Raw genomic sequence first — 15,360 nt, 5'->3', positions numbered from 1 at the left:
ATGCTGCGCCTCGACTCCGTCAGCCGGCACTTCGGCGACACCCGCGTCCTGGAGGGCATCAGTCTGACCGTGCCCGACGGGCAGCTGCTCAGCGTGGTCGGGCCCTCCGGATGCGGCAAGTCCACGCTGCTGCGCACCATCGCCGGGCTGCTGCCCGCGCAGGAGGGCACGGTCACGATCGACGGGACGCCGGTGACCGGCGTCCCGGAGCGGCTCGCGGTCGTCTTCCAGGAGTACGGCCGCTCGCTGCTGCCCTGGCTCACCGTGCGCGACAACGTGGCCCTGCCGCTGCGCCGCCGGGGCCTGTCCCGCGCCGCCCGCCGGGCGGAGGCCGAGACGATCCTCGAACGGGTCGGCCTGCGGGACGTGGCCCGGCGCCGTCCCCGCGAGCTGTCGGGCGGCATGCAGCAGCGGGTGGCCATCGCCCGCGCGCTGGTGTGCCGGCCCTCCCTGATGCTCATGGACGAGCCGTTCGGCTCGCTGGACGCCGGCACCCGCGAGGACCTGGAGGACCTGCTGCTTCAGGTGCATCGCGCCGCCGGCACGACCATCGTGTTCGTCACCCATGACATCGACGAGAGCGTGTACGTCGGGGACCGCGTCGTCGTCCTCTCCCCCGGCCCCGGCTCCCGTGTCGTCCTCGACCTGCCGGTCGACCTGCCCGGCGAGCGGGACCAGCTGACCACCCGGAGCCTGCCCGGGTTCGTGAAGCTGCGCACGGAGGTGGGGCGGGCGGTGCGCAGCCGCGACTGACATCCTGAGGGGGCGCACCGGGAGCATCCCGGGAGGCGTGTCGGGAGGCCGGGAGGTGGCTGGCATGCGGTGGTGGGCCGGTGGATGTGCGATCGCCGCGGTCGTCGTACTGGCGGGGTGCGGGGCGTCGGCGGGCCGGGGTGCGGGGGCCGGTGCCGGAGGGTCCGGGGACCGGTCGGCGCGGCCGGAGCCCTCGGCCCGCGCGTCGGTGCCGCCGGGCGGCTCCCCCTCGCCGAGCGGTTCGGCGTCCGCCGACGGGACGGCGGCGACGCCCTCCGGGCAGGCCGGGTCCTGTGCGGCCGGACACGCGGCGGTGGCCGTGGCCCCGGGTGACCCGGTCCGGCGCCGGCTGTGTGTGCGTCCGGGGACGGAGGTGACCCTCACCCTGCGGCCGCGTCTGGACGACAAGCGGTGGACCCGCGTGCTCAGTTCGGCGCCCGCGCTCGTGGTGGCGTCCGGCTGGCGGGTGGACGCGGACGGCACCGCGCACGCCACCCTGCGCTGCGCGGGCACCCGGGGCGGTACGGCACAAATCACGGCGGCGGCCAAGGCGCCGGATCTGGCGGGGGCCGCACGCCCGGTCTTCACACTGGACGTGGACGTGGTGCCGTACGCGCGGGAGGGGTGACCCCCGAAAACCCGGGAGCCACCCCTCCTGTTCCGGCGGGCCGGTTAGCGCAGGTCGCACACCTTGACGGTGTAGATGCCGCGGCCGTGCGTGGCGGCGTACAGTGTGCCGCCGTCCGGGCTCGTCTTGAGCTGGAGTACGGCGACGGCCGGCAGGCTGCCGATCCGCTGCCAGGTGGTGCGGCCCGGAGCGCGGTAGACGACACCGAGGTCGGTGGCGACGGCGAGGCCGCCGTCCGCCGTCACCAGCGCCGAGTCGGCGGGCACGTCGGGCAGGTTCGCCGAGATGTCCTTCCAGGTGGTGCCGCCGTCGGTGGACTCGAAGACATGGCCGACGCCCGCGCCGGGGCCCTCGGTCCAGTGCCGGGAGAAGCCGTTGACGGCGAGGAAGACGTGGTCGGCGTTCTTCGGGTCGATCGCGAAGCCGCTCAGGTAGCGGTTCGGCACGGTGCCGTCGACCGGCAGGCTGATGTCGTGCCAGCCGGTGCCGTCCGCGTTGCCGACGGCGATGCCCCGGGCGAAGCCCTGGTTGTTGCAGGGGCCGCACCAGGCGGCGTAGATCTTGCCGCCGGAGGCGGCGACGGCGGTCGCGGTCCGGCCGGCGCCGAAGTCGTGGACGCTGGTCCACTCCTTGCCGCTGCGGATGGCGTAGCCGTGGGTCTGGACCCAGATGTGCCGGCCGCCCGCCACCCAGGTGTTGCCGTCCTTCATGTCGGCCGCGAGCGGGGCGATGAAGCGGGCCTCGCTGGTGGCGTTGTCGGGCGGGGCGACGGAGTACGAGGTGGCCTTGCTCGGGTCGGTGACCCAGCTGCCGTCGTTCACCGCGCAGTTCTGGGTGACCTGGACGGCCAGGTACACGTACTCCTGCGCGATGTTGCACCCGTTGGCCGGGTCGGTGAGGGTGTCGCCGCCGTCACCGCCGAAGTTGGAGCCCATCACCTTGTCGTTGCCGCGCAGGATGGACTGGCCGTTGTCCTGCAGGCCGCCGGTGACGGAGAGACCGCCGTGGTCGAGGTCCTTGCCGATGCCGACGGAGTAGTACTGCAGGGTGTCGATGGTGCCGTCGTTGAGGGACGTCCAGTCGGTGGCGTGGCCGGAGGCGTCCTGGGAGCCGTTCACCGGGCGCTTGTAGACGCCGCCGTCGTTGCCGACGTACACGAAGCTCTTGCCGTGGTAGCGGCCGATGGCGACGCCGTGCTGGTCGGAGTGGGTGGTGGGGTTGCAGTCGCCGGTCTGCTTGGCCGGGTCGATGCTCCAGCAGGAGAAGGTGAAGTTCCAGTACGGGCCGACCGTCGACCAGTCGGCGCCGCCGTCCTTGGTCTCGTAGACCTCCTCCAGACCCGCGTACACGTGCTGCGCGTCGCTCGGGTCGACGGCGAGGAACTGGTTGTACCAGGCCTGGACGCCGGGCATGTAACCGGCCGTGGTCAGCGCCGAGTTGTCGGCGGCCAGGCCCTTGTAGTCGGCGATCTTCGTCCAGGGGCCGGTCGGCGAGCCGGACTTGGAGACGTAGATGCCCTCCAGGCCGCTGTCCGGGTTGGTGTTCAGCTGCTCCGGGGACTGGTCGATGGCGTAGTAGCGGGAGCCGTCGGCGGAGCGGGCGAAGGTGACGTTGCCGACGTCGTCCGGGTCGGCCGGGAGGTCGCCGAGGCCGCTGGTGATCCGGGTCCAGGCGCCGTTCACCCTGGTGAAGAAGCCGTTGTAGTCGTCGCCGCTGCGCCAGCCGACGGCGAGGACCACCTTGGAGGGGTCCTTGGGGTCGATCGCGATGTCGTTGGCGATGTTCTTGTACGGCGCGTTCGGGTCGTCGGCCTTCGAACCGCCCGGCAGGTAGTCGGGGTTGGGCGCGTACTCCAGCTTCCAGGGGCCGCTCAGCTTCTTCGTGGAGTGGCTCCACACGCCCTCGCTGGTGGCCGCCCACACGGTGTCGCCGCCGAAGCGCAGCTCGTGGATGGTGGTGCTCTCCAGCTCGTCGCCGCCGACCCGGCTGCGGGTGGTGAAGGCGCCGTGGTGCGGGTGGGTGAGGACGTAGACGCCGCTGCCGAGGTAGGCGTCGGCGTTGGTGGTGGCCTCGCCGGTGCCGAGCCACAGCCGGTCCTTGCCGTCGAGGGCGAGGGCGCCGGTGGACTGGGCGGGCAGCCGGTCGCTGATGGGCTGCCAGTGGCCGCCTCCGGTGCGCGAGCGCCACACGCCGCCGCCGGCGCTGCCCGCGTAGACATAGCCGTCGTCGTCGGCGGCGAGCGCCGCCATCCGGCCGGTGACGTTGCCGCTGCCGCCGCTGGAGTTGGAGTCGATGTCGCGGTAGCGGGGGTCGTCGGAGTTGTAGGGCAGATCGGTGATGTTGCGCCAGTGGCCGCCCGTGGACTTCAGGCCGTTGAGGTCGCGCCAGGCGGCGCCGTACGCGCCCGGCGCCACGACGCCCGGCGAGGTGCGGGCCTCGGCGTACTGGTCCGCACCCTCGGCGATCTCGTCCGCCTCGTTGCCGTCGTCGTCGTCCGCCGCGACGTGCGGCTTCATGGCGCCGGCCGACTGCGCGCGCTCCTTGGCGAGCTGGCCGAGGACACGGACGCCGAAGGGGCTCGCCGAGCGCCCGGAGGCGGCGGACGGGGGTATCGCGACGAGTGCGGCGGACGCGGCGAGCGCACAGACGGTGAACCACCGTCTTCTGTGGGTTGGTACGGACACCAAGGGCCTCCCGAAGTGCAGCGATACTGCTGACACGGAGACCCGATCACGCGGGCGCGCATACGTCCGCCGCTTGGCCAAATTTTGACGAGAACCTGCCAGTAACTACCTACCGGTCCGGGAGGTGATTCCTCCGGCCGGGCGAGGCGGCGGCGACGGCCTGGGTGCGCCATCTGCCCACCGTCTTCAGTAGCTGGTCGGCCGGATCACGCAGGCCGGGATGGGCGTTGACCGTGTTGCGCAGCCCGCGGACCGGTCTGCGCCACAGCCGGTGGGCCAGCGCCACCGGGTGCGGGCGGGCCGCGAAGCCCTCCGCGACCCGCAGCTCACGGGTCTTCAGCCAGTCCTTGTACTCCTTGTCGCCGCGCCCGAGGTCGACGAGAGTCACCCCGTGCCGGGCCGCCGCCTCGGCGGTCCGCAGGTGCATCATCAAACCCGGTGAGTAGTAGTGCAGTTCAGGGTCGTAGGCGGTGAACCAGGCCGCCAGCACCGTGCTGGAGCGGGGGCCGAAGTGGGCCGCGACCGGCCGGTCGCCCGCGTACAGCACGGACAGCACCCCGGTGAAGTGCTCCTCGCGGACGCGGAAGAGATGGTCGACGAGGCCGACGATCCACGGCCGGGAGAACCGGTCCATCCGGCCGGTCCTGCGGTACTGCGCGGACTTCCACCGCATCAGGGTGCGCAGCATCTCCGGGTCGCGCTCGTCGAACTCGAAGCGCACCGCGCCGACGTCCCGGCCGAGCCGCCGTTCCTTCTTCAGGGTGGTCTTGGCCAGCCCCGGGTAGGTGCCGCGCAGCCACTCCGGGTAGCCGCCGTCGCCGGGCTTCACATCGATCACCGGTGAGGCGAAGGTGCCGGTGACGTGCGGGGCGAACGGCCGCTGCTCCTGCACGAGATGGTCGAACTCGAAGATGTTGAGCCCGCAGGCCCGCAGCAGCTCACCGGCGTCCCAGGTGAACCCGGGCCGGTGCACGAGGGCCTGGCAGTCGGACAGGCCGAGCCCGATGGCCCTTCCGATACCGAACGGCCCCCGCTCGTACGGGAAGAACCCGGCGGGCTCCCCGCCCTCGCGCAGCACCGCCACCCGGGCCCCGCGCCGGTACCGGCCGACACCGGCCGCGAACTCCGGTCCGAGGAAGGGGTTGGAGTACTCGGGTGACGCGTCCATCGCGCGATGCCAGGCCGTACGCAGCTCGGGCGTCAGCTCACCGGGTCTGTGGATGGTGATCTCCACCTCAGTTCGACCGCCCTTCCCCGGGTTCCGCGAGCGGTGTGCCGGCGGCGGCACAGGCCGGTGAGGCGTGTGGATCATGGCTCATGGATCGCATGGGCGACCGCTCCCCCCATGACGCGCCGGGCGCGTCCTGCCACTGGTTCCGATGTGCGCAAAAGTTCCCCTCCGCGCGCGACCGCTCAAACGTCGCGAAACAGTACGCACACTGTCAAGGGTGCCTCAGGCGCCGGATGATCCGCCACGGGTCTGCCCACATCGTGACAACTCCGGTGTCCGCCCCGGCCGGCGGCCTCAGGGGGCGCGGTGGACCTGACGGGCGAGCCGGAGTTCGTCCCTTCAGCCCGCGCCACCACCATGGTCCTGGTGGAGGAGGTGCCGGACGGCGGCTGGGGCATCGGCGGCGGTGTCCTGAAACTCGCCATGCTTCAGCAGCCGGCCGGGGACTGACTGGCACACTGCCCGGTGATCGCGGCACTCACGAAAGGCGGTACACCATGTCGACCACCTCCCCGCGCGCCGTCCCCGAGCCCGCCGAGCTGCTGGCCGCGATGCCGTTCGCGGCCGGGCTGGGCGTCGGACTGCGCGAGGCCACGGCAGAGCGGGTCGTCGGAGCGCTGCCCTGGTCGCCCGAGGCGTGCACCGCGGGCGGCGTCCTGCACGGCGGGGCGCTGATGGCCCTCGCGGACAGCGTCGGCGCGGTGTGCGCCTATCTGAACCTGCCCGAGGGAGCGGCCGGTACGTCGACGGTGGAGTCCAAGACGAACTTCCTGCGGGCGGTCACCGCCGGGCACGTCGTGGCCACCGCCCGGCCGCTGCATCTCGGCGGCACGCTCATCGTGGTGCAGACGGACCTGCGCGACGACCGGGACCGGCTGGTCGGCCAGACCACGCAGACCCAGATGGTGCTGCGCAAGACCGCCGGCTGAGCGGCCCGCAGACGAAGGCCGGTCCCCGTGCTCGGGGGCCGGCCTTCGTCGTGCCGCGGACCGGGCTCGGCGCTGGCGCTCTTGACATGAGGCTGCGTCACCCTGAGTCTTCCTGCGTGAAGTTGCTCGTTTGGAGCGTGTTTCGAGCGCTTCCGAGCAGCACCAGGAGCAAGAACAGTCGGTCCGCAGTACTGCGAGGGGAGCTGTTCAGCCGTGCACAGACCGCGAAGAATGGGTCACCGTGTGCCGTGGCCGGCCTGGGTGCCGCTGGGGCTGGTGATCGCCCTGGCGGGATGCCTGCTCGCCACCCCGGCACCCGCCCAGGCCGCCGCCACCGCCACCGGCGCCGTACTCGATCCCGCCCACAGCAGCGTCAGCTGGCAGAGCCCGGTCTACGCCCAGGGCACCGGCGGAGGCGCCGAGAGCTGTCCCGACCCGGCCGCCGACCCCGGCGACACGGTCTGCGACCGCTTCGACCTGACCGTCTCGGTGCCGGACGGCTACTGGGACGACAACCCCGAGGGCGGCGTCCCGCTGTCCATCAGGTGGGACAAGCCCTCCGACGACTTCGACCTGTACGTCTTCGACGACCACGGCACGCAGGTGGCGTCCAGCGCGGGCACCGCCGACCCCGAGGCCACGGTGATCCCGCGGGCGTCGGGGACGTACCACGTGCTGGTCGTGCCGTACGACGTGCACGACGACTCCTTCACCGGCACCGCCTATCTGCCCGCCACCACGGACGCCGGCGATCTCACGTCCTTCTCGGGCGGCGACGGCACGTACACCATCGAGGCGGGGCGGCTCACCGCGCGGGCCGACTTCCTGACGGGAGGTCAGCTCCGTCTGCAGGCCGATCCGTCCGGCTCGCTGAGCGATCCCGCGGGCACCGCGATCGTACGCAAGGAGCCCGCCGCCGAGCGGCGCACCTCGTCCTTCGACGCGGGCGACTACTACGGCGTCCGCTCGCCGCAGGCGGTCCTGCGCGTGTACAAGAAGCCGCTGCGCTTCGGCCTGTACCAGCCCGACAACCGCACCCGCATCTGGCAGGAGGACAAGCCGCTGCGCTGGTCGACCGGCGGGATGCGGCAGAGCCTGGCGCGCGGCGCGGACGAGCAGTTCTTCGGCGGCGGCGAGCAGAACGGCAGCTTCTCGCACCGCGGGCAGACGATGTACGTGGCCAACAGCTTCGACTGGAACGAGGGCGGCTACAACAACTCCCAGCCGTTCTACCTCTCCAGCGCGGGCTACGGCGTCTTCCGCAACACCTTCGCACCGGGTGTCTACACCTTCGGCGACCCGGTCACCACGGGCCAGCAGGAACGGCGGCTGGACGCCTACTACTTCCTCGGCGACGCCAAGCAAGTGATCGGAAGGTACACGGCGTTGGCAGGCAGGCCCTTCATGCCGCCGGTGTACGGTCTGGAACCGGGCGACTCCGACTGCTATCTGCACAACGCCAACCGGGGCGAGCGGCACACCCTGGACGCGCTGAAGATCGCCGACGGCTACACCGAGCACCGGATGCCGCTCGGCTGGATGCTGGTCAACGACGGCTACGGCTGCGGGTACGAGAACCTGCAGCAGACGGCCGAGGGCTTGCAGGACCATCACGCCCAGCTCGGTCTGTGGACCCAGGACGGCATCGACAAGCTCGCCGAGCAGGTGAAGGCGGGCCAGCGGGTGGCCAAGCTGGACGTGGCCTGGGTCGGCAACGGCTACAAGTTCGCCCTCGACGCCTGCGACGCCGCCAAGAAGGGCATCGAGGACAACAGCGACGCCCGGGGCTTCGTGTGGCTGCCGGTGTCCTGGGCGGGCGCCCAGCGTTGCGGGGTGCTGTGGAGCGGCGACCAGAAGCTGTCCTGGGACTACATCCGCTGGCAGATCCCGACGTACGCCGGTGCGACCCTGTCCGGCATCGCCTACGACACCGGTGACGTGGGCAGCATCTACCGCCACGACGCCAAGATGTACGCCCGCGACCTGCAGTGGAAGGCGTTCCTGCCGGCCATCATGACCATGGACGGCTGGGCGAGCGACCTGACCACCGGCAAGCCCGCCGACCAGCAGCCCTGGCGCGACGGCGAGCCGTACACCTCGATCAACAGGAAGTACCTGCAGCTGAAGGAGCGGCTGCTGCCGTACATGTACACCCTGTCGGCACAGGCGGCGAAGACGGGTGTGGGCGCGGTCCGCCCGCTGTGGCTGGAGTTCCCGGACGACCCGGACACCCTGACGGACCGGGCGAAGTACGAGTTCCTGTCGGGCCCCGACTTCCTCGTCGCCCCGGTCTACCAGGACTCCGACACCCGCGACGGCATCTACCTGCCCAAGGGCACCTGGACCGACTACTGGACGGGCCGCACCTACCAGGGCCCGACCACGGTCGACGGCTACCACGCGCCGCTCGACACGCTTCCGCTGTTCGTGCGCGAGGGCGCGATCGTGCCGATGTGGCCGAAGGGCACGACGAGTTGGCAGACCCGGGACCGGCACGCGCTGGACTGGGACCTGTACCCGGCGGCGCACGGCACCAGCCACTACACGCTGTACGAGGACGACGGCGTGACCCGCGGCTTCACCGAGGGCGCCGCGTCCGGCCAGCGGGTGTCCCTGCACACCGGCGGCGGCGGGACGACCGTCTCGGTGAGCGCGAGCCGGGGCGAGTACGCCGGGAAGGTGGACGCCCGTACCTACCGGTTCACCGTGCACGGCGGCACGGCGCCCGCGCGGGTCCTGCTCGACGGCCGCCAATTGCCCGCCTCCGCCTGGTCGTTCGACACCGGCACGCAGGTCACGACCGTCACCACGCCGAGCCTTCCGCTGGACCGGGGCTTCACTCTTCAACTGGTCGAGCGGGGGTAAAGCAATCGTATGGTCTAGTCCAAAGAGCGCGCTGGTCTAGTCCAACTTATTGACGTGACCCCAACAGCTCCCGGAGGGTGGGGCTCCCCCCATCCAGGGGACCTCCCCACCCCCACCCTCTGGAGGCACGCAGTGAGACCTCTTCGGGCATGTCTGGGCGCGGCGGCGGCCGTCACGCTCGCCGCCGCGGGCACGACCGCGCTCGTCGCGAGCAACGCCTCGGGGGCGACGACGGCGCTGAGCAATCGCTGGTACGCCGCCGCCCCCTATCTGATGCCGCTGGACAACGACCCGCCGGACCCGGCCGCCATCATGGACGCCACCGGCCTGAAGGCCTTCCAGCTGGCCTTCATCCTGGCGCCCAACGGCGGCGGCTGCTCGCCCACGTGGGGCGGCACCGCGTCCGTCTCCTCGGACACCGCCGTGCAGTCGATGATCAACACCATCCGCGCCAAGGGCGGTGACGTGTCGGTCTCCATCGGCGGCTACGGCGGCACCAAGCTCGGCCAGGCCTGCGCGGACGCGGCGTCCACCGCGGCGGCGTACCAGCAGGTCATCACCAAGTACGGGCTGCACGCCATCGACTTCGACCTGGAGGAACCGGAGTACGAGAACACCGCGGCCATCAAGAACGAGATCGGCGCGGCCAAGATCCTCCAGCAGAACAACCCGGGCCTGTACGTCTCGGTCACGACGGCCGGCACGGCGGACGGCACCGGCTGGTTCGGCAAGCAGATGCTGCTGGAGGCCAAGTCCCAGGGCTTCACGCCGAACAACTTCTCCATCATGCCGTTCGACGGCGGCTTCAACGGCGCGGCGAGCCAGACCAGCGCGCTGACCAACTTCAACTCGATCCTGCAGTCGACCTTCGGCTGGGACCAGGCGACCGCGTACGCCCATGAGGGCTTCTCCGGCATGAACGGCCGCAGCGACACGGGCGAGATCTTCTCCCAGTCCGACTTCCAGACGGTGCTGGACTACGCGACGAGCCACAACATGGACCGCTTCACGTTCTGGTCCCTGAACCGGGACCGGCAGTGCAGCCCGCCGGACAACGGGGGCCGTACGTCCGGCACGTGCTCCAGCGTGGCGCAGGGCGACTGGGACTTCGCCAAGTACTCGGTGAAGTTCGCCGGCGCCACCCCGCCCACCACCACCCCGACGCCGACCCCCACGCCGACGCCGACGCCGGCCTCCTGCAAGCCGGCGTGGAGCTCCACGGCGGTGTACACGCAGGGGAACGAGGTCTCGTACGGCAAACACAACTGGAAGGCCAAGTGGTGGACCCAGAACGAGGTGCCCGGCGCCTCGGAATGGGGTCCGTGGCAGGACGAGGGCTCCTGCTGAACCTCTTGACGTGTCTGGTTCAGACCTCTAGCTTCTCGGGTCACCGGCGACCAAGGATGCGTTCAGCGTTCACCATGCTGAACGCATCCTTCGGTCCGAAGACCGGTTCGGCATCGGTCCGGAGAAGGGACCCCCCACATGACCCGATCACGACTGCTCGCGGTGCCGGCCGCCGCGGGCCTCGCCCTCGCCCTCGCGCTGTTCGGCGGCCCCAGCGCGCTCGCCGCCGACCCGCATGTCGCGCCCGGCGGCAACTTCGACCTGTCGGTCTGGGAGCTGCAGGAGCCCGTCGGCTCCCCCGGCAGCCCCACCACCATCCCCTCGTCCCGGCTCCAGGGCGCGAACGGCTACCAGGACGCGTACTTCTACACCGACACCCGTGACGGCGCCATGACCTTCTGGGCGCCCGAGAAGGGTGTGACGACCCCGAACTCCAACTACGCCCGCTCCGAGCTGCGCGAGATGAACCGCGACGGCAGCCCCGCCGACTGGGCGCTGTCCGGCTCGCACCGGATGAGCGCGACCCTGCGCGTGGTGTCCGTGACCAAGAACGTGTGCGTCGGGCAGATCCACCTCGGCAGCGGCGGCTCCTCCACCAAGCCGCTGCTGGAGCTGTACTACCACGCGAACGGCGACATCGTCCTCGGCACCGAGAACTCGCCGTCCGGCGGGCAGACCACGCACACCGTGGGGCACGTGTCGATCGGCAAGACCTGGAGCTACACCATCGCCGTCTCCGGCGGGAACACGATCGACCTGACCGTCGACGGCACCACCACCCACTACGGCATCCCGTCGTCGTTCCAGCCGTACAAGCAGTACTTCAAGGCCGGCTCCTACAACCAGTCCTCGTCGGACAGTACGACCAACGGCGCCCGCGTCGCGTTCTACGGCCTGACCGTCAAGCACGGCTGACACGCGGCACGACCTGCGCGACTGGTGGAAACCGTCGTACGGTCGTAGCGTCGGGTGCACGCGCCAGGACAGAGCACGACGGCGGGAGCGACCATGCGCGGATCAGTGATGGGGACGGCGGTCACCCTCGCGGCAGGCGCCCTTCTGACGGCGGCCATGACCACGGCCTCGGCCAGTCCGCCGACCGCGGCCGCCCAGCACGGCACCCCGCGCCCCGTCCTGGTGGACTGCACGTGGCACACGGACGTGCGGCCCACCGACTTCATCCTGGCCTGCGGCGACGGCAACAGCCGGCTCATGGGGCTCCACTGGAAGCAGTGGAGCCCGGACCGGGCGACGGCCACCGGCGTGAACATGGTCAACGACTGCAAGCCGTACTGCGCGGCCGGCCACTTCCACGGCTATCCGGTGACCGTGCGGCTCGAGGACCCCCAGCCCTGGAAGAAGCATCCGGGCGTGCGGCACTACACGCTGATGACCCTCACCTACCAGCAGGGCCGGCCCGACGGCTTCCAGCAGGTCATGACCTACCCGCTCTGGGACTGAGCGCCGCGGAGCGGGTAGGCGCCGAGGCCTTCGTCAGGCGAGTTCGGCCAGCAGGTCGCCGCCCTCCACCTGCTGGATGCGGTTGATGGCCAGACGGGAGACCCGGCCCGCCTTCGGGGCGGTGATGGTGGCCTCCATCTTCATGGCCTCGATGGTGGCCACGGTGGCGCCGGCGGCGACCTCGTCGCCCTCGGCCACCGCGAGGGTCACCACACCGGCGAACGGCGCCGCCACGTGGCCCGGGTTGGCGCGGTCGGCCTTCTCCGTCACCGGCACGTCCGTGGCCGCGGCGCGGTCGCGGACCTGGATCGGGCGCAGCTGGCCGTTGAGCGTGGACATCACGGTGCGCATGCCGCGCTCGTCGGCCTCGCCGATGGCCTGCAGCTCGATCAGCAGCCGGACGCCGGGCTCGAGATCGACGGCGTACTCCTTGGCGGGCCGCAGTCCGTAGAAGAACGCCTTGCTGTCCAGGATGCTGGTGTCGCCGAAGCTCTGCCGGTGCGTCTCGAACTCCCGCGTGGGGCCGGGGAACAGCAGCCGGTTGAGGGTGGCGCGGCGGTCCTTGGCCAGGCCCTCGCGGTCCTCGGCGGACAGCTCGGGTACGGGCTTGGGCGCGCCCCTGCCCTTGAGCGCCTTGGTGCGGAACGGCTCGGGCCAGCCGCCGGGCGGGGTGCCCAGCTCCCCGCGCAGGAAGCCGATCACCGAGTCCGGGATGTCGAACTTGTCGGGGGTCTCCTCGAAGTCCTTCGGGGAGACCCCGGCGCCGACCAGGTGCAGGGCGAGGTCGCCGACCACCTTGGAGGACGGGGTGACCTTGACCAGGCGGCCGAGGATCCGGTCGGCGGCGGCGTACATCGCCTCGATGTCCTCGAAGCGGTCGCCGAGACCGAGGGCGACGGCCTGGGTGCGCAGGTTGGACAGCTGGCCGCCGGGGATCTCGTGGTGGTAGACGCGGCCGGTCGGGGAGGCGAGGCCCGCCTCGAACGGGGCGTAGATCCTGCGGACGCCCTCCCAGTACGGCTCCAGGTCGCCGACGGCCTGCAGGTCGAGCCCGGTGGGGCGGTCGGAGTGGTCGGTGGCGGCCACCAGCGCCGACAGCGAGGGCTGGGAGGTCGTACCGGCCATGGAGGCGACCGCGCCGTCCACCGCGTCGGCGCCCGCCTGGATCGCGGCGAGGTAGGTGGCGAGCTGGCCGCCCGCCGTGTCGTGCGTGTGCAGATGCACGGGCAGGTCGAACTCGCGGCGCAGCGCGGAGACCAGCTTGGCGGCGGCCGGGGCGCGCAGCAGGCCCGCCATGTCCTTGATCGCGAGGACGTGGGCGCCGGCCTCGACGATCTGCTCGGCCAGGCGCAGGTAGTAGTCGAGGGTGTAGAGCCGCTCGGCGGGGTCGCTCAGGTCGGCGGTGTAGCAGAGGGCGACCTCCGCGATCGCCGTGCCCGTCTCGCGTACGGCCTCGATGGCGGGGCGCATCTGGCCGACGTCGTTGAGGGCGTCGAAGATGCGGAAGATGTCGATGCCGGTGGCGGCGGCCTCCTGCACGAACGCGTCGGTGACCTCGGTCGGGTACGGGGTGTAGCCGACGGTGTTGCGGCCGCGCAGCAGCATCTGCAGGCAGATGTTGGGCACGGCCTCGCGCAGGGCGGCCAGCCGCTCCCAGGGGTCCTCGGCGAGGAAGCGCAGCGCCACGTCGTAGGTGGCGCCGCCCCAGCACTCCAGGGAGAGCAGCTGCGGCAGGGTGCGGGCGACGACCGGGGCGACCGCGAGGAGGTCCTTGGTGCGCACCCGGGTGGCGAGCAGGGACTGGTGGGCGTCGCGGAAGGTGGTGTCGGTGACGCCGATGGTCGGCGACTCGCGCAGGTGCCGGGCGAAGCCCTCGGGGCCGAGCTCGACCAGCCGCTGGCGGGTGCCGGCGGGGGGCTCGCCGGCCGGCAGCGGCGGCAGCTTGGTGACGGGGTCGAGCAGCTCGGGGCGTTCGCCGTGCGGCTTGTTGACGGTGACGTCGGCGAGGTAGGTGAGCAGCTTGGTGCCGCGGTCGGCGGAGGAGCGGGCGGTGAGCAGGTGCGGGCGCTGCTCGATGAAGGAGGTGGTGACCCGGCCCGCCTGGAAGTCGGGGTCGTCCAGGACGGCTTGCAGGAACGGGATGTTGGTGGCGACGCCGCGGATGCGGAACTCGGCCACGGCACGCCGGGCGCGGCCCACGGCGGCCTTGAAGTCCCGGCCCCGGCAGGTGAGTTTGACCAGCATGGAGTCGAAGTGCGCGCTGATCTCCGTGCCGGCGTGGGTCGTGCCGCCGTCGAGCCGGATGCCGGAGCCGCCCGGGGAGCGGTAGGCGCTGATCCGGCCGGTGTCCGGGCGGAAGCCGTTGGCGGGGTCCTCGGTGGTGATACGGCACTGCAGGGCGGCGCCGCGCAGGGTGATGGTGTCCTGGGCGAGGCCGAGGTCGGCGAGGGTCTCCCCGGCGGCGATCCTGAGCTGGGCCTGGACCAGGTCGACGTCGGTGACCTCCTCGGTCACGGTGTGCTCGACCTGGATGCGCGGGTTCATCTCGATGAAGACGTGGTTGCCGGCGGGGTCGAGGAGGAACTCGACGGTGCCCGCGTTGCGGTAGCCGATCTCGCGGGCGAAGCGTACGGCGTCGTCGCAGATCCGCTGCCGTACCTCGGGGTCGAGGTTGGGGGCCGGGGCCAGCTCGATGACCTTCTGGTGGCGGCGCTGGAGGGAGCAGTCGCGCTCGTAGAGGTGGATGACGTTGCCCTCGCCGTCGGCGAGGATCTGCACCTCGATGTGGCGCGGGTCGACGACGGCCTTCTCCAGGAACACGGTCGGGTCGCCGAACGCGGCGTCGGCCTCGCGGGAGGCGGCCTCGATGGACTCGCGCAGCAGGGCGGGGTCCTCCACGCGGCGCATGCCGCGCCCGCCGCCGCCCGCGACGGCCTTGACGAAGACCGGGAAGCCGATCTCCTCGGCGGCGCGCACCAGTTCGTCCACGTCGGTGGAGGGCTGGGAGGAGCCGAGCACGGGCACGCCGGCCGCGCGGGCGGCGGCGACCGCGCGGGCCTTGTTGCCGGTCAGCTCCAGGGTGGCCGTGCTCGGGCCGACGAAGGTGATGCCCGCCTCCTCGCAGGCGCGGGCGAGTTCGGGGTTCTCGGACAGAAAGCCGTAGCCCGGGTAGACGGCGTCGGCGCCGGCGCGGCGGGCGGCGCCCACGATCTCCTCGACGGAGAGGTAGGCCCGCACGGGGTGCCCCGGCTCGCCGATCTCGTAGGCCTCGTCGGCCTTGAGCCGGTGCAGCGAGTTGCGGTCCTCGTGCGGGAACACGGCGACGGTGCGCGCGCCCAGCTCGTAGCCCGCCCGGAACGCACGGATCGCGATCTCGCCACGGTTGGCGACCAGCACCTTGCGGAACATCCTGGATTCCCTTCAGCTGCCCTGCCGGCGAGGAACACCACGGTGTCTGCCACG

At 71.7% G+C, this 15,360-nt stretch carries 9 protein-coding genes and 2 pseudogenes; 8 read left to right on the top strand and 3 right to left on the bottom strand.

Annotation, left to right across the window (positions count from 1 at the left end):
* Positions 1-753: an ABC transporter ATP-binding protein gene (locus AB0950_RS21485; RefSeq protein ID WP_366779210.1), complete on the top strand. Its 753-nt coding sequence runs from the start codon at positions 1-3 to the stop codon at positions 751-753.
* A 373-nt stretch (positions 754-1,126) separates the two neighbouring features.
* The gene (locus AB0950_RS21480) at positions 1,127-1,381 is read left to right on the top strand and encodes an acetyl-CoA synthetase (protein ID WP_360156353.1); all 255 of its coding nucleotides are present in this window, start codon (positions 1,127-1,129) and stop codon (positions 1,379-1,381) included.
* A 44-nt stretch (positions 1,382-1,425) separates the two neighbouring features.
* Here AB0950_RS21480 and AB0950_RS21475 read toward each other — a convergent pair whose 3' ends face one another.
* Together AB0950_RS21475 and AB0950_RS21470 are read right to left on the bottom strand one after the other, a co-directional pair.
* A complete protein-coding gene (locus AB0950_RS21475; protein ID WP_360156356.1) occupies positions 1,426-4,065 on the bottom strand; it encodes a glycosyl hydrolase in 2,640 nt (879 codons plus the stop codon).
* A 109-nt stretch (positions 4,066-4,174) separates the two neighbouring features.
* Positions 4,175-5,299, bottom strand: coding sequence for a GNAT family N-acetyltransferase (locus AB0950_RS21470; protein ID WP_366779209.1), 1,125 nt, complete (start codon positions 5,297-5,299; stop codon positions 4,175-4,177).
* A gap of 339 nt (positions 5,300-5,638) precedes the next feature.
* Here AB0950_RS21470 and AB0950_RS21465 point away from each other — a divergent pair.
* The 6 genes and pseudogenes from AB0950_RS21465 to AB0950_RS21440 form a co-directional block, all read left to right on the top strand.
* A pseudogene (locus tag AB0950_RS21465) lies at positions 5,639-5,746 on the top strand (tautomerase family protein); the annotation flags it as partial.
* A 47-nt stretch (positions 5,747-5,793) separates the two neighbouring features.
* Complete coding sequence (locus AB0950_RS21460) at positions 5,794-6,225, top strand: PaaI family thioesterase (protein WP_360156362.1); 432 nt, start codon at positions 5,794-5,796, stop codon at positions 6,223-6,225.
* A 726-nt stretch (positions 6,226-6,951) separates the two neighbouring features.
* Positions 6,952-8,985: pseudogene (locus AB0950_RS21455) on the top strand (TIM-barrel domain-containing protein); the annotation flags it as partial.
* Between the two features lie 237 nt (positions 8,986-9,222).
* The gene (locus AB0950_RS21450; protein ID WP_360156365.1) at positions 9,223-10,437 is read left to right on the top strand and encodes a carbohydrate-binding protein; all 1,215 of its coding nucleotides are present in this window, start codon (positions 9,223-9,225) and stop codon (positions 10,435-10,437) included.
* 138 nt (positions 10,438-10,575) lie between these two features.
* A complete protein-coding gene (locus tag AB0950_RS21445; RefSeq protein ID WP_360156368.1) occupies positions 10,576-11,352 on the top strand; it encodes a polysaccharide lyase family 7 protein in 777 nt (258 codons plus the stop codon).
* A gap of 93 nt (positions 11,353-11,445) precedes the next feature.
* A complete protein-coding gene (locus AB0950_RS21440; protein ID WP_360156371.1) occupies positions 11,446-11,898 on the top strand; it encodes a hypothetical protein in 453 nt (150 codons plus the stop codon).
* A gap of 33 nt (positions 11,899-11,931) precedes the next feature.
* On the opposite strand, the gene AB0950_RS21435 is transcribed toward AB0950_RS21440, so the two are convergent.
* A complete protein-coding gene (locus tag AB0950_RS21435; RefSeq protein WP_360573037.1) occupies positions 11,932-15,306 on the bottom strand; it encodes a pyruvate carboxylase in 3,375 nt (1,124 codons plus the stop codon).
* Positions 15,307-15,360 lie beyond the last annotated feature (54 nt).

The sequence above is a fragment of the Streptomyces sp. NPDC007189 genome (assembly GCF_040703635.1).
In the GTDB taxonomy this organism is placed as follows: domain Bacteria; phylum Actinomycetota; class Actinomycetes; order Streptomycetales; family Streptomycetaceae; genus Streptomyces.
Note: the sequence above shows the minus strand (reverse complement) of the source record. Positions and strands in the feature narration are given on the sequence as shown.

Excerpts from the sequence above, each read along its gene's own strand:
- AB0950_RS21435 (WP_360573037.1), bottom strand. The coding sequence starts at position 15,306 with ATGTTCCGCAAGGTGCTGGTCGCCAACCGTGGCGAGATCGCGATCCGT.
- AB0950_RS21460 (WP_360156362.1), top strand. The coding sequence starts at position 5,794 with ATGTCGACCACCTCCCCGCGCGCCGTCCCCGAGCCCGCCGAGCTGCTG.
- AB0950_RS21440 (WP_360156371.1), top strand. The coding sequence starts at position 11,446 with ATGCGCGGATCAGTGATGGGGACGGCGGTCACCCTCGCGGCAGGCGCC.
- AB0950_RS21445 (WP_360156368.1), top strand. The coding sequence starts at position 10,576 with ATGACCCGATCACGACTGCTCGCGGTGCCGGCCGCCGCGGGCCTCGCC.
- AB0950_RS21485 (WP_366779210.1), top strand. The coding sequence starts at position 1 with ATGCTGCGCCTCGACTCCGTCAGCCGGCACTTCGGCGACACCCGCGTC.